16 protein-coding genes and 2 pseudogenes are annotated in these 13939 nt (G+C 55.6%); 11 read left to right on the plus strand and 7 right to left on the minus strand.

All coding sequences use genetic code 11. The features are described from left to right. Window positions 1-92 precede the first annotated feature (92 nt). Window positions 93-1040, plus strand: a pseudogene (locus ACQKE4_RS17225) (ribonuclease Z); the annotation flags it as partial. A gap of 62 nt (window positions 1041-1102) precedes the next feature. Here ACQKE4_RS17225 and ACQKE4_RS17230 read toward each other — a convergent pair. Beyond that, window positions 1103-1234 carry a hypothetical protein gene (locus ACQKE4_RS17230; protein WP_427389523.1) on the minus strand — a complete coding sequence of 44 codons (132 nt, stop codon included), beginning with the start codon at window positions 1232-1234 and terminating at the stop codon, window positions 1103-1105. A gap of 102 nt (window positions 1235-1336) precedes the next feature. Here ACQKE4_RS17230 and ACQKE4_RS17235 point away from each other — a divergent pair, with 102 nt between their 5' ends. The 3 genes from ACQKE4_RS17235 (at window position 1337) to ACQKE4_RS17245 (ending at window position 3231) form a co-directional block, all read left to right on the plus strand. Then, the gene (locus tag ACQKE4_RS17235; protein WP_427389524.1) at window positions 1337-1990 is read left to right on the plus strand and encodes a DsbA family oxidoreductase; all 654 of its coding nucleotides are present in this window, start codon (window positions 1337-1339) and stop codon (window positions 1988-1990) included. A 131-nt stretch (window positions 1991-2121) separates the two neighbouring features. Beyond that, window positions 2122-2412 (plus strand): DUF1330 domain-containing protein, encoded by a 291-nt coding sequence (locus ACQKE4_RS17240; protein WP_427389525.1) that lies wholly within the window; start codon window positions 2122-2124, stop codon window positions 2410-2412. 69 nt (window positions 2413-2481) lie between these two features. Further along, complete coding sequence (locus tag ACQKE4_RS17245) at window positions 2482-3231, plus strand: sulfite exporter TauE/SafE family protein (RefSeq protein WP_427389526.1); 750 nt, start codon at window positions 2482-2484, stop codon at window positions 3229-3231. 137 nt (window positions 3232-3368) lie between these two features. Here the strand turns inward: ACQKE4_RS17245 and ACQKE4_RS17250 are convergent, their stop codons facing one another. Continuing rightward, window positions 3369-3686 carry a CcdB family protein gene (locus ACQKE4_RS17250; protein ID WP_427389527.1) on the minus strand — a complete coding sequence of 106 codons (318 nt, stop codon included), beginning with the start codon at window positions 3684-3686 and terminating at the stop codon, window positions 3369-3371. Continuing rightward, entirely contained in the window at window positions 3686-3931 is a 246-nt protein-coding gene (locus ACQKE4_RS17255; RefSeq protein ID WP_074397356.1) for a type II toxin-antitoxin system CcdA family antitoxin, read from the minus strand. The genes ACQKE4_RS17250 and ACQKE4_RS17255 overlap by 1 nt, the downstream gene beginning before the upstream one ends. Window positions 3932-4112: 181 nt before the next feature. Between ACQKE4_RS17255 and ACQKE4_RS17260 the strand changes: the two genes are divergently transcribed. Further along, window positions 4113-4391: a type II toxin-antitoxin system RelE/ParE family toxin gene (locus ACQKE4_RS17260; RefSeq protein WP_427389528.1), complete on the plus strand. Its 279-nt coding sequence runs from the start codon at window positions 4113-4115 to the stop codon at window positions 4389-4391. After that, window positions 4391-4684, plus strand: coding sequence for a HigA family addiction module antitoxin (locus ACQKE4_RS17265; protein ID WP_427389529.1), 294 nt, complete (start codon window positions 4391-4393; stop codon window positions 4682-4684). Before ACQKE4_RS17260 ends, ACQKE4_RS17265 begins: the two co-directional genes overlap by 1 nt. 38 nt (window positions 4685-4722) lie before the next feature. Here ACQKE4_RS17265 and ACQKE4_RS17270 read toward each other — a convergent pair whose 3' ends face one another. Both ACQKE4_RS17270 and ACQKE4_RS17275 read right to left on the minus strand, forming a co-directional pair. Next, on the minus strand, window positions 4723-5916 hold the full coding sequence (locus tag ACQKE4_RS17270; protein WP_427389530.1) for an E22 family MetX-like putative esterase: 1194 nt from the start codon (window positions 5914-5916) through the stop codon (window positions 4723-4725). 76 nt (window positions 5917-5992) lie between these two features. Further along, on the minus strand, window positions 5993-7177 hold the full coding sequence (locus ACQKE4_RS17275; RefSeq protein ID WP_427389551.1) for a UbiH/UbiF/VisC/COQ6 family ubiquinone biosynthesis hydroxylase: 1185 nt from the start codon (window positions 7175-7177) through the stop codon (window positions 5993-5995). A gap of 98 nt (window positions 7178-7275) precedes the next feature. Between ACQKE4_RS17275 and ACQKE4_RS17280 the strand changes: the two genes are divergently transcribed. Further along, entirely contained in the window at window positions 7276-8133 is an 858-nt protein-coding gene (locus ACQKE4_RS17280; RefSeq protein WP_427389531.1) for an NAD-dependent protein deacetylase, read from the plus strand. 9 nt (window positions 8134-8142) lie between these two features. Here ACQKE4_RS17280 and ACQKE4_RS17285 read toward each other — a convergent pair whose 3' ends face one another. Then, window positions 8143-8754, minus strand: a complete 612-nt coding sequence (locus ACQKE4_RS17285; protein ID WP_427389532.1) for a DNA-3-methyladenine glycosylase — start codon at window positions 8752-8754, stop codon at window positions 8143-8145. Between the two features lie 82 nt (window positions 8755-8836). Here ACQKE4_RS17285 and ACQKE4_RS17290 point away from each other — a divergent pair, with 82 nt between their 5' ends. The 4 genes and pseudogenes from ACQKE4_RS17290 (at window position 8837) to ACQKE4_RS17305 (ending at window position 12585) form a co-directional block, all read left to right on the plus strand. Beyond that, window positions 8837-10300 (plus strand): protein adenylyltransferase SelO, encoded by a 1464-nt coding sequence (locus tag ACQKE4_RS17290; protein ID WP_427389533.1) that lies wholly within the window; start codon window positions 8837-8839, stop codon window positions 10298-10300. A gap of 44 nt (window positions 10301-10344) precedes the next feature. Continuing rightward, window positions 10345-11391, plus strand: a complete 1047-nt coding sequence (dinB, locus tag ACQKE4_RS17295) for a DNA polymerase IV (protein ID WP_427389534.1) — start codon at window positions 10345-10347, stop codon at window positions 11389-11391. A gap of 108 nt (window positions 11392-11499) precedes the next feature. Next, window positions 11500-12207 (plus strand): annotated as a pseudogene (locus ACQKE4_RS17300) (alpha/beta fold hydrolase); the annotation flags it as partial. 129 nt (window positions 12208-12336) lie between these two features. Then, window positions 12337-12585, plus strand: coding sequence for a YkoF family thiamine/hydroxymethylpyrimidine-binding protein (locus ACQKE4_RS17305; RefSeq protein ID WP_113268657.1), 249 nt, complete (start codon window positions 12337-12339; stop codon window positions 12583-12585). Window positions 12586-12650: 65 nt separating this feature from the next. Here ACQKE4_RS17305 and gabT read toward each other — a convergent pair whose 3' ends face one another. Beyond that, the gene (gene gabT, locus ACQKE4_RS17310) at window positions 12651-13928 is read right to left on the minus strand and encodes a 4-aminobutyrate--2-oxoglutarate transaminase (RefSeq protein ID WP_427389535.1); all 1278 of its coding nucleotides are present in this window, start codon (window positions 13926-13928) and stop codon (window positions 12651-12653) included. Window positions 13929-13939: the final 11 nt, after the last annotated feature.

Below are 13939 nucleotides of genomic sequence, written 5' to 3' on the forward strand. Positions count from 1 at the left end.
ACGCTGATCAGAAAGCTCGTAACGGCCTGTCATATCGCCCTCCTGCTCAATGAACAGAGAGAGCGTAACATTTATGACTTTTCAGACAGAACCTAGGCACCTCCGCCGGCGTACCCACCAAAACCAGAAACGTCTCCGGGCTCGCCTTACGAGAGAGCAAGGGGAAGGGCTGGTACCTGATCGATTGCGGCGAGGGCACCCAGCATCAGGTGTTGCACACGAAGCTGTCGTTCCATTCACTGAAAGCCATCTTTATTACCCACGTACACGGCGACCACTGCTATGGGCTGCCGGGCATACTGGCGAGTGCGGGAATGGGTGGCCGGAAAGCGCCGCTGACCATTGTGGCGCCTGCAGGCATCAAGGCGTGGTTGGATACCACCTGTGAGGCCACGCAGCTATGTTTACCTTTTGCACTGGAGTTTATCGACTCGGACGAGCTGCCCAGCGTTGAGTTTGAGAGCATCACGGTTACCACGTTCAGACTTTCACACCGTGCGCCGTCCTATGCTTATGGGTTTACGGAGACAAAGGTCGACGCCGCTTTGGACGTAGATAAGCTAGCGCAGAAGGGGATTCCGAGAGGGCCATTGTGGGGTCAGTTGAAGCAAGGGTTTGATGTTGAGTTTGAGGGTGAGCTTTTAAAAAGCCATGACTACCTGATCTTCAAACACAAACCGAGAAAAGTGGTGGTTGCTGGGGACAATGACCAGCCTGACTTGTTGTTTGATGCCTGCGCGGGCGCCCAGGTGCTGGTGCATGAAGCCACCTACACCGAGGAGATGGCTCAGAAGGCCGGTGATGTGGGGCATAGCTACGCCAAGCTTGTCGCCGCGTTTGCCGAATCGGTACAGCTACCCAACTTGGTGCTGACGCACTTTAGCCCCCGTTATCAGCTCCACCCCCTTGCCTCGCCTTCCATTGAGGACATCCGCAAAGAGGCCCAGCGTGTCTATTCAGGTTCGCTTTACCTGGCGCGGGATTTTGGCGAATACACCTTGGATAAAGCGGGCCACTTTGCTGAGGTGGTGGGCGGATAGCTTTCTCGTATATTTCCTATGTATCGACCTAACACTGCTGCTAGAAAGCAGTTACTTCAGAATCAAAACGCCTCGCGTTCCTGTTCTTTAGGCTGCTCGCGTTTACTCATAAAGTCTTCAGTGACACTTTCGCCATCAAACCAGCTGTCCCACGCTTCACTTCGGTTACTTTTAAACACCGCTGCTTTTTCCATGGCGGTCTCCTTACCAGTACTGCCGTTACTCACGATATACACGTAACATGCTTTCTTTAGTAGTTTGATCGAATTTTGGGATATGTCGAAGGGATATACAAAATGCAAAAGGTAAGAATTGACCTAGTGTCCGATGTGGCCTGCCCGTGGTGTGCGATTGGCTATCGACGCTTGGAGCAAGCGTTAGAGACTCTCGATGGTGAAATCGACGTTGAGCTGGTCTGGCAGCCTTTTGAGCTGAACCGCGATATGCCGCCCGAGGGCGAGCCGATCCTGGAGCACTTGTGCCGCAAGTACGGTAAGGACGCTGCCAGCATGGAGCAGTCCCAGCGCGAGATTATGGCCGCCGCCGAAGAGCTTGGGCTGAATTTCCGGGGTGCCCTGGAGCGTCGGGCGAACAATACCTTCGCTGCCCACCGCGTGCTGGCGTGGGCCGGAACGCAAAACCAAGAGACAGCCCTGCAACTGGCACTGTTCGAGGCCTACTTCGGTGAGGCGAAAAACCCCGCCGACCCAGAGGTGCTTCGCGAGAAGGCCATTGAGGTTGGGCTGGACGGTGATACCGCCGAGGCCATCGCCCGCTCCGATCAGTACGCAGACGAAGTGCGAGCAGCAGAACAGCGCTTCATGGAGGCAGGGGTAAACGCCGTACCGGCATTTATTCTCGATGGACGCTACCTAATCTCGGGTGCCCAGCCCGCCGATGTTCTGGTCGATGCGCTTCGTCAGGTGGCCGATGAGAACACCAACCGCTAGTCCTATAGGCGCCGACCTGAAATGAGGATAGCGTTAGTTGCTCATCACCCAGTCATGTAACGGGTGCACAATCTCCGCTTCACGCCGGTTTGGTCACCAGCGGTGGTGGTTGTTCGATCAGGAGAGTATTGATGGCGGGTTATGTGATTGGTCACATCAGCGTGAAAGATGCGGAGAAATGGGCTGAGTACAAGCGTGGGGTTCCCGCGACGATAGTGCCATTTGGGGGCGAGCTAGTGCTGAGGGGGCAGCGAAAGGCCGTGTTAGGCGGAGAGCACCATCATACTGATACGGTGGTTATTCGCTTTCCTGATATTGAGGCTGTTGACGAGTGGTTCCACTCCGATGCTTATCAGCAACTCATTCCGCTGCGGATCCAGGCAGCGGAAGTCGATTTGATCAGCTATGAATCCGCGCCGTAGACGCTCGATGGCGACAACGGTGAGAAGGCGTTGCGGCAAGGCATTGCGGGCAATGTATCGGAGAAAGACATGGTTGATTTTGCATTACTGTTAGTAGTGGCGGGTACGTTCTTGATTGCGGGAAGCGTTAAGGGCGTCATTGGTCTTGGACTCCCGCCGGTTAGCCTGGCGCTGCTAACCGTTGCGCTGGATTTGCCAACCGCCATGGCGCTGATGCTTATTCCCTCATTTGTTACAAACATTTGGCAGTCAATGGTGGGCGGAAACGCAAGAGCAATATTGGTTCGAATTTGGCCATTTCTGGCGATGGCCGCCCTTACTGTCTGGATTGGTGCGGCGGCACTGACGCGCGTCAATCTCACGTATCTGACGGCGCTCCTGGGCAGTTTGCTGATTATTTACGCGGTCGTGAACCTGGCCGGGTTCAAGATTGTTGTACCACGCCGCCATGAGGTTTGGGCAGGGCCGTTAATCGGCTCTGCGAATGGGGTGCTTACCGGAATGACGGGGTCATTTGCTGTGCCGGGCGTGATGTTTCTTCAGGCCATTGGCCTTCCGCGGAACATGCTGATTCAAGCGATGGGCATGCTATTTATGGTCTCCACGGTGGCTCTCGCGGCAGCATTGCAACAAGCCAATTTCTTGACACTCCAAACGGGCGTAATGTCGGCAGTGGCGGTGCTGCCCGCGCTCGCTGGTATGGTTATTGGTCAGCGAATTAGAGAACGCTTATCCGAGAAGGTGTTCCGCAACGTATTCTTTATTTCACTTCTGATTCTGGGTACTTACATTATTATTAATACCCTTCAAAAGCTTTAAGTGTCTTTCAAAAGCAATAGTGGGCGCACTACGTGGTTAAGACGACATCAGAATCGGGCTGCAGCATCAGTTTGGGAAAATAAATTAAGACAGCAGGCGGTAGAGGTAGCTCGAAATTGGTTTTCTCTACAGCTTCGTTAAATACCAGTAACGGCGAGATCAAGCGCATCTACAATCTGGCTCCTAAAATGTGAAAGGGTACCGACGGGGGTTTTGATATGTTTCTCTGGTACTGATGAGATCTGCGGTGTCAGTAACAACAGCTCCTGGCCGTTGAACGTTATTTCCGGCGTGAGGCCCTGCATGGCGTTGCCACCAAAAGCAGTTCGATTGCCCAATGGGATCACGATGCGGGTTGCCAGATCCGTGAGTAGGCTACTTTGAATATCCACCAAGTAGGGATAATACGCTCTGCTGGTCTTGCTGGGGTTAGGGTAAACATCGAACTGAGCCATCAAAACTCCCGAAATTCGTCACCGAAGCAGCCATGCTGCTCGACAAATTCGTTGTAGCTTGTGATTGCAGCTCGATTTTCTTCAACCCACTGGGAAGCCTCGCATTTTGCTAACTCTTCTCTCAATGCGCGTTCTAGTGTAGCCGAGAGATTAATATTCAAAGCGCGAGATTTTTGAAGCAAGTCGCTGTTAACTGATAAATTTGCGGCTTTTTTCGGTGCTGCGGTGTTATATAACGCGGCCATTGCAGCCCCCTGTAAATGTCATAAGCATAAAGAAAGAATATGCGCATGGTGGTGCGCATTCAAGCGGCTAAAACTTTAAATATGGCCAGCTGTACTTGCGCTGGCTTTACTTCAAAACGTTGCTTTTAATCTGAGCTTAATTTTTATTGTTGCTCAGTGCGCAACACGCTACAATATTCGCATGATTAAATCATTCCGTCACAAAGGACTGAAACGGTTCTACGCTAGTGGCAGCACTGCTGGCATACAGGCAGATCACGCTAAGAAGTTGCGTATGCAGCTTGCTGCTCTGGATACGGCTATTTCAGTGGAAGACATGGATATCCCCGGCTTTCGGTTGCATCCGTTGAAGGGGAAAGACAAAGAGCGTGGGTCGATTTGGATCAATGGAAATTGGCGCATGACGTTCGAATTTCGGGACGGCAACGCTTACATTCTTGATTATGAGGATTATCACTAATGACGATGCATAACCCACCGCATCCCGGCGAATTTATTCGGGATGTTTACCTAGTGCCCTTTGGCATCAGCTCCCGCCAGCTTGCTTCCAGTTTGGGTGTTTCACCCTCTACGCTTTCACGGTTGCTTAAAGGGGAAAGCGGTATTAGCCCCGAAATGTCTTTGCGTTTGTCGAAGGTTCTTGGGCGTAGCCCGGAGAGCTGGCTAGGAATGCAGGATACGTATGATTTATGGATGGCTCGTAGCACAATTAATTTGGACGATCTTCACCCTTTGGATTTCGAAGCCGCCTAAATAGCGCTGGCTTTAGTCTAAAAGCCAGCGCTCCCCGTTTACTGCAAAAACGCCCGCAACGTATCACTCGCCTGGTCAATGGATAGCACGCCATCCAAGTGGCCTCGATTGCCTTCCAGGGTTTCAACCGTCACGTCGGTGCCGTCTGCTTCAATCAGCTCGGCGGTGCGACGCACGCCTTGGGGAGCGAAGACAAGATCGTTTTCGCTATACAGCATCAGGGTCGGTGCTCCGATGGCGGCAAGTCCTTCCTCTAACGAATCGCCGTGGCCCGCCATAAAGGTTTGGTTGGCGCGCACTAGGTAGAGTAGGTGGTTGGCATCAGATAGTTCTGCACGGGCGGCGGCCACGTCATCCAACGTTTGCTCGATCGCGTAGCGGGCGTTGATATCCTGCGCGGGATCACGCGCTTCGTCAGCCCAGTCGCGATTAAAAGTCTCGTTGGCCCACTGCCAGTGGTTGGCGTTAAGCGTGACTAGCTTAAGCGCTTCCTTTAGGCCATCGGTGGGCGGCTCGCCATCGTAGTAGTCGCCTTCGTTCCAGTTGGCATCCAGGCGAATGGGTGCGGCCCAGGCGCTTAGCGTGGCTAGTAGCCAGGGGTCGGCAACGCCGCCGCCAATCACTGAGATTAGCCGTTCGACTCGGTCAGGGTAGGCGCTGGCCCATTCAATGGCCTGTAGCGCGCCCATTGAAGCACCCATTACTGCATGCAGCGATTCAATGCCTTGGCTCTCTAACAGCTCGCGCTGTACCTCGACAAAGTCACGAATAGTCACAACCGGAAAGTCCATTCCCCAGGGTTCGTCGGTGTCAGGATTAATGGAAGCGGGCCCGGTGGTGATGACATTGGCGTCATTGGCACCGAGGTTGACCAGCGTATCCGAGGAGATAATGTAGTACTCATCGGTATCCAGCGGCTTGCCTGGGCCAATGATCGCATCCCAGTAGCCGGTCGGCTCGCCATCAGGGTCATAGCGGCCTGCCGCATGGCTGGTACCTGAGAAAAAATGGGTAATCAGAATGACATTATTGCGGGCGTCGTTGAGCTCGCCGTAAGCTTCCCAGCCCACCGTGACGTTGGGAATCGTCTCGCCGCTTTGGGTAGTGAAGCTGTCTATTTCGAAGGTTTGTTTCTCAACGATGCCATCCCAGGCCCAGAGCGGGGAGGCCATCAGAAGGCCAAGGCCGGAACATAGCGTTGCTTTAAACAGCGAGTGTCGTGTAGATGCCATAGGGTTGCCTTTAATGGGGGTTTATTGTGATTGTTTTAGGCCACAGGCAGTAGCCACCCTCTCAGCGTAGTCGGTTCTAAAACATTTTAAACGGATTCAACCCATTGGCTTGCTGCATCATCATGCGCTTGGCGAACGGGAAGCGTTCGGCAAGCTGTAGGCTTAAATCACCTAATTGGCGTAGCGGTTTCGAGCCGGTAAACAGGTGATGAAAAGTATCAGTGGCGGCGATCATTGCTTGGTTGGCCGCGCGTCGCTGGCACTCAAAGCGGAGTAGGTCAATCGGGTCACCTGGGTCGCGACCTTTGACGATGATCTCGGCAAGGGTATCGGCGTCGTGAAGGCCGATATTCAACCCCTGGCCTGCCAACGGGTGCACCACATGGGCGGCATCACCAATCAGCGCCAGGCGCTTGCCGATATAGCGCTGGGCGTGCTGGCGCTTGATGGGAAAGCTTGCCCGGGCGACGATGCGGATAAGGTTGCCCAGGCGTTTAGGAAAGGCCATTTCGATGGCTGTTTTAAGCGTCTCATCGTCAAGCTGTTCTCGGGCTTTGGTCGTCTCGTCGCGGTCATACCACACCAAGGAGGCGCGATGGCCGGGCAGGGGCAGCATGGCAATGGGGCCACTGGGGGTAAAGACCTGCCAGCTGACATCCTGCTGGGGTAGTTCGGTTTCCACGTTAATGATCATCGCACGCTGATGATAGTCGTAGCTGGTCACGCTAATACCGGCCAGCGCGCGCAGCGTCGAGTTCGCTCCATCGGCTCCGACAATCAGGCGGGCGCTTAAGGTTTTGCCGTTATCCAGTTCCAGTAGGCGGCGGTTCGTCGCCGAGACTGTGCTTAACGGCGCACACTGGGTGTAGCAGGTAACGCTGGGCAGCTGTTCTATGCGCTGCCATAACGCATACTGCAGGGCACGGTTTTCGATAAAGATGCCGAAGTCTTTCATGCCGCTATCTTCAGCGGAGAACAGCGAGTGGCCGGTGCCATCCTGGTTGGAAACATCGATATGGCGAAACGGGCAGCAACGCTCTTCCGGCAGGGTGGTGCCGCTTGCCTTGATAAATGCCAGCGAGCGCGCATTGAGTGATGAGATGCGCAGGTCATAATCGCCGCTAGGTGGGGTGGGGGCATCGCCTTGCTCAACCAAACCCACGGAGAAGCCCGTATGGCCCAAGCGCGCCGCCAGTGCGGCGCCAACCATGCCGCCGCCGACAATGATGACATCATGGTCGTGTTGCTCAGACTGTTGCATCATATGCTCCTTAAAATGAGGTGCTTTTGCGCATTGCGCAGGCGTTGCTTGTCATACAGTATCGTTGAGTTTGAGCAGGATTGCCTAGAGGTGAACGATTGACGCAGGCCGTGGAAATAGCAAATAACGTCGCCCAGGCGGGTGAGGAACTGGCGGCGTTTATTCAGCAGCACCCTAAACTGTGGGTGATTACTGGTGCCGGTGTGAGTACCGACAGCGGTATTCCAGACTATCGCGATGCGGATGGTCAATGGAAGCGGCCGCCACCGGTGCAGCATGGCGATTTTATGGGCTCCTTCCCGGTGCGCCAGCGTTACTGGGCGCGGGCATTGATCGGCTTTAGCGCGATGCGCGAAGCCCAGGCGAGCGGCGCGCACCGGGCATTAGCCACGCTTGAATCCCAAGGCTATATCCAGCAGTTGGTGACTCAAAACGTCGACCGTTTGCACCAGCGAGCCGGCTCCCTCCGTGTGATTGATCTGCATGGCCGGGCGGATATAGTGAAGTGCATGGTGTGCGATTATCAAATGATGCGCCACGCAATGCATGCCGAAATGGCACGAATGAACTCCGCTTTTGCTGGTTTGCAGGCCGGTCACGCTCCGGATGGCGACGCCGATCTAGAAACCGATTTTAGCAGCTTCCGCATTTTCGACTGCCCGCGCTGTAGCGGTATCTTAAAGCCCGATGTGGTGTTCTACGGCGATGTAGTCCCTGCCGAACGGCGGCTGGCAGCGCAGGTCGCGCTGGCCGAGGCGGATGCGGTGCTGGCCGTGGGTACTTCGTTGATGGTGTTTTCCGGCTACCGTTTTTGCCGCGCCGCCCATGAGCGGGGAATGCCGCTGGCATCGCTGTCGCTCGGCGTCACCAGGGCGGATGCGCTGTTAACCCACCAGTGGCGTGCGCCGTTGACGCCGGTGCTCGAGCAGGCCGTTCGCTGTTTAGAACACGCTTAGTTGCCGGTATCAGGGTGCTTTCGATACCCATGCATTATCTTCCAACCAAAGCCGCCAGGGAGCATAACGGTGTTCGGGCTGGGCGTAATCGATACCTACACGTGGGCCGCTGACGATTGAGTCGTCGTGGGTTGCTGCGCTAATCCAGAGCTTGTCACCCTGGGTCATATCATGGCCATACAGCGCTTTATCAATCGTTAAAGCGCGCGTGAGCTTGCCGGGGCCATTGCTGAGTTGTTTGCCCGTTGCCTGACGAATAGCGCGCATGGCGGCCTCGTTGGCGGTGGGTTCTACCGCACGAATCAATACCGCGCAGGGCGCGCCTTCCGGCCCAGTCACTACGTTCAGCAGCCAGTGCATGCCGTAAACCAGATACACATAGGCGTGGCCCGCTGGCCCGAACATCGCCTCTGTTCGTGGCGAGCGGCGGCGGTAGGCGTGGCAGGCGGTGTCTTCAGCGCCGCAATAGGCCTCGGTCTCAACAATTCTTGCTGCCATTTGCTCGCCGTTATGTTCACGCACCAGCCAGCAGCCCAGCATGTCTCTGGCGACCTCTAGGGTATCGCGATTATAAAAATCCCTTGGGAGTGGCGTTAAACCGCTTTCTTTAACATTTGGCATGTTTGGCAACATCGCCTCGGCGTTTAGTTGAGTAGAATGCTAGGGTATTAGATAGTCATTGCCACTAAAAGCGGAGCCTATCGTGCTGCCATTCGAACATCTCTATTCCACCTTGCCTGAACCCTTGTGGGTTGCCACCCAAGCAACGCCTGTGGTCAGCCCGGAGCTGATCGCGTTCAATGCGCCGCTTGCCCATGAGCTGGGCGCTCAAGAGATTCCTAATCCCGCCACGCTTGCTGAGTGGTTTAGCGGCAACCAGCCTATGCCCGATGCCAAGCCAGGCGCATTAGGTTACGCAGGCCACCAGTTCGGCAACTTCGTGCCACAACTGGGCGATGGCCGTGCGCTGCTGCTGGGCGAAGTGATCGACCAGAACGGGATGCGCCGCGATGTTCAATTGAAAGGCAGCGGTCGCACGCCATTTTCCCGCGGTGGCGATGGTCGTTCACCGCTAGGCCCGGTGTTGCGTGAGTACCTGGTGAGTGAGTTCATGGCGGCGATGGGCATTCCCACCACCCGAGCCCTTGCGGCCGTCACCAGCGGCGAGCGAGTGATACGGCAAATGGCCGAGCCCGGTGCCGTATTTACTCGTGTGGCGAGCAGTCATATCCGCGTGGGCACGTTCCAATTCGCTGCCGCGCGCCGAGATGAAGCATTGCTAAAAGCGCTAGCGGATCATGTGATCGAGCGCCACTACCCAGAGGCCGCTAACGCAGAAGACCCCTATTTGGCACTGCTTGAGGCAGTGGTGGCTCGCCAAGCCGAACTGATCGCCCGCTGGATGAGCGTCGGCTTTATCCACGGTGTAATGAATACCGATAACTGCAGTATTGCCGGTGAAACCATCGATTACGGCCCCTGCGCATTTATGGAGCAGTTCGATCCGCAGAAGGTGTACAGCTCCATCGATCAAGGCCGCCGCTACGCCTTTGCCAACCAGCCAGCGATCGCCCAGTGGAATCTGGCCCGCTTTGCCGAAACGCTGCTGCCGCTGATGCGTGAAGAGGGCGAGGCGGTGGTAGAGCAGGCCACTAATGCCATTCGCCGCTTCGATACGCTGTTCAGCGTCGAGCAACTCCGCTTGCATGCCGATAAACTCGGTTTAGCGGCGGAAAGCCCCCAAGCCGAAGCGCTAATGGAAGGCTTAGAAAGCCAGATGCATCAGGGGCGAATGGATATGATCGCCACCTTTGATGCGCTCACGCAATACGCTTCCTCGCCGAGTGATGAGCACCGCGAGTCGCTGCTGGCGCTGACGACTCAGCCTAACGAGTTAACCGCGTGGATAGATACCTGGCAGCAGGCGCAGATAGCCAGTCAAAACAGCGAACGCTTTGTCGCCATGCGGCGCGCCAATCCGGTGATTATTCCCCGCAACCACCGGGTTCAAGAAGTCATCGATGCCGCTTACAAAGGTGATTTTGTACCTTTCCATACCCTGTTATCGGTTGTTACAAAGCCGTTTGATGAGTCTGTCGAGGCGCGTCGTTTGGCGGCGCCCGCTACGGGCAACGAACAAGTGCTGCGGACGTTCTGCGGCACCTAATGCTGTGATAAACTGTGGTTTTTTACAGTTAATAAAGGTGGCCAGTGCGCAAGATCATTCACTGCGACTGTGACTGTTTTTACGCCGCAGTGGAGATGCGCGATAACCCCGCACTGCGGGATATACCCATTGCCATCGGCGGCAGTGTCGAGCAGCGCGGCGTGGTCGCTACCTGTAACTATCCTGCCCGCGAGTTTGGCATTCACTCGGCGATGCCCATGGGCCAAGCGCTGAAGCGCTGCCCGCATCTCACCGTAATCCGCGGCGACATGGCCAAATACAAAGAGGTCGCCCGCCAAGTCTTCGCGATTTATCGTGATGTGACTGAGCTGATTGAACCGCTCTCCCTGGATGAAGCCTTTCTGGATGTTTCGGAGGTGACGCTACATCACGGCAGTGCCACGCTAATGGCTGAAGCGATCCGCGAGCGGGTCAGCCGCGAAGTGGGTATCACTGTTTCAGCGGGCGTAGCGCCCAACAAGTTTCTAGCCAAAATTGCCAGCGACTGGAACAAGCCCGACGGCCTGTGCGTGATTACGCCGGATAAAGTCGATAGCTTTGTGCAGCTGCTGTCGGTGAAAAAAATTCACGGCGTTGGCCCCCGCACAGCAGAAAAATTGGCGGGGCTGGACATTCATACCTGCGCTGATCTACGTACCCGCTCGCTGACGGAACTGGTCGAGCACTTTGGCCGCTTTGGCAAGCGCCTGTATGAACTAAGCTGGGGCCGCGATGAACGCCCGGTGAAAACCCACCGCGAGCGTAAGTCGATTAGCACCGAGCAGACCTACGCTCAGGATTTACCCTCCCTTGATGCCTGCCGTAGTGAGCTACCGGCGCTGATTGACGATTTGGAGCAGCGCTACGCACGCCTTGACCCACCCCTGGCAGTGCGCGGGCTGATCGTAAAAGTGAAGTTTAACGACTTCACCCAAACCACCGTCGAACACGCCGACCCCTCGCCTAACCTTGAACAGTTTGAAACGTTGCTCAATGTCGGTTGGGCCAGGGGGGAGCGGCCAGTGCGTCTGTTGGGAGTAGGGTACCGGCTGGCGGAGAACACGCAAGAACATCAATTGCCGCTGTTTTAATTAGCCTGTTAACCCTTCGCCTGATTGACCCCGTGCCGGGGGCACGCTAAAACAGACGTATGATAGTTTGAGTTATTCATTTACCGTTTGGTCACCCACGAGCCCGCTATGTCTGCTGATGCTGCTTCACGCCCCCGTTTAGTGTTTGCCCATGCCAATGGTTTTCCAGGGTTAAGCTATCGCAGCCTCCTGGATCCGCTGGCAGAGATGTTTGATCTCCACCCTTTGGATCGCTTGGGCCATCACCCGGATTACCCCGTCAATCACAACTGGGGCAACTTAGTGGACGAGCTGCTGAGCTACCTCCCCGAAAGCGATAAGCCGTTGTTGGGTGTTGGGCATTCGTTGGGCGGCACGCTCATGGCTATGGCCGCCGACAAACAGCCAGAGCGCTTCTGTGGGGTGATTATGCTTGATCCCCCGCTGATGCTGGGGTCGGATGCCTGGGCGATGAAAGCCGCCAAGCGTTTTGGCTTTATTGATCGGGTAACCCCCGCCGGTAAAACCTTGGGGCGGCGAAGTGTATGGCCGAGCCGCGAGGTAATGGCTAGCTCGTTGGGTCGCCGGGGGCTGTTTCGTCGCTTTACCCCAGAGGCGCTCAACGACTACATTGAAGCAGGAACGCGTCTGTTAGATGACGGCAGTGCCGAGCTTACCTTTGATCCGCGCATTGAGGTGGAGATTTTCCGTCACTTGCCCGATCACCTTTCACGCTTGCCGAAACGGTTGGGTGTGCCGCTTGAGTTAGTGGCGGGTAAAGAGTCGCACCTGCTGACCGCTTCACGCATCAAACGCTTGAAGCGAAAGGGTCTAACGGTTAGCGAAGTTCCCGGTACGCATATGTTCCCCATGGAACACCCGGATGAGACGCGTGCCGCTATTTTGGCTGCCTGGCAGCGCTTGGCGAACGCCAGCCAGCCCTCAAACACAGCGTAAGGAGGCGTTATGTATCTTTCCGTACAACTTAGCTACTACCCATTGGCCGATGATTTTAAGCCGGTGGTTAAAGAGGTGGTAAAGCGCCTTGAGGCAACAGGGCTGGAAGTACACCCAAATCGAATGAGTACGCAGGTATTTGGCGAGTTCGATGCCGTGATGGCAGCGTTAAGCGAGGTTATGAAGTGGTCGTTTGAAACCCATGGCAAAGCGGTATTTACGGCTAATTTTTTGGAAGGCGACCGACGCCCTCGTTAAACCAAAACGCCGCCCGATTGGGCGGCGCTGTATCAACGTCTGCACTAACGTTAGTTAGCTTGGCGTTACACCAGCGACTCCAGACAGGACTCAATAATATCCAACCCTTCGTTGAGTACGTCGTCTTGGATAGTGACGGGCATCAGGAAACGGATGGTGTTGCCGTACATGCCGCAGGAAAGCAGGATCAAGCCCTCTTCGCGGGCCTTCTTGCACAGCGTAGCAGCTAGTTCGGCGTTCGGCTCGCGGTCTGTTTTATTCGAGACGAGTTCAAACGCAGCCATGGAGCCCATATTGCGCACATGGTCGATGCATTCAAATTTCTCCGACCACCCGTTGAAGCGTTTTGACAGCTTATCGCCCAACGCTTGGCTCTTCTCCAGAATGTTCTCTTCTTCAAACACTTCCATTACGGCTAGCGCTGCGGCACAGGCGGTGGGACTACCTGTGTAGGTGCCGCCCAGTGAATTAGGCCCCGAGGCATCCATCACCTTGTCGGTACCGACGATTGCAGAGATCGGCATACCATCAGCCATACTTTTGGCCATGGTCATAATATCCGGCTCAACGCCGCTGTGTTCGATGGCAAACATTTTGCCGGTGCGGCCAAAGCCAGACTGCACTTCGTCGATGATCATCAACATGCCGTGCTCATCGCAAATCTCACGGATCTTGGTCAGAAAGCTTTTCGATGCTGGGTAGAAACCGCCTTCACCGAGTACCGGCTCAAGTACAATCGCGGCGGTATCTTTGGGGTTGGCATCGGTTTTAAGCGTCATCTTCAGGCCGCGAATGGCTTCATCTTCGCTAACGCCATGGTATGGCACCGGGTAGGGCGCGCGGAAGACAGTGCCCGGCATCGGGCCGAAGTCGCTCTGGTAAGGCGCTACCTTGCCATTCATCGCCATAGTAAAGAAGGTACGGCCGTGGTAGCCGCCATCAAAGCAGATGACGTTGGAGCGGCCGGTAGCCGCGCGGGCGATCTTAACTGCGTTTTCCAGTGCTTCTGCACCCGAGTTAGCCAGCATGACTTTGGCGTGGCCGCGTACAGGAACAATCTGGCTAAGCTTTTCGGCGACTTTCACGTAGCCTTCATAAGGCATGACGGTTTGGCAGGTGTGCATCAGCTTGTCCAACTGAGCTTTTACCGCAGCGACCACTTTGGGATGGCGGTGCCCCACATTCAGTACGCCAATGCCACCCGCGAAATCGATAAAGCGGTTGCCATCTGCGTCCCAGATTTCAGCGTTTTCAGCACGGTCAGCGAACGCTGTCGCAGGGCTGGCAGCGCCAGCAGCGACGTATTTGTGTTTCAGTTCGTTCAGTTCGGCATTGCTGCTCATGGCTCAACTCC

Origin of the sequence: Halomonas sp. NPDC076908 (genome assembly GCF_050269715.1) — a bacterium.
Taxonomy (GTDB): Bacteria; Pseudomonadota; Gammaproteobacteria; order Pseudomonadales; family Halomonadaceae; genus Vreelandella.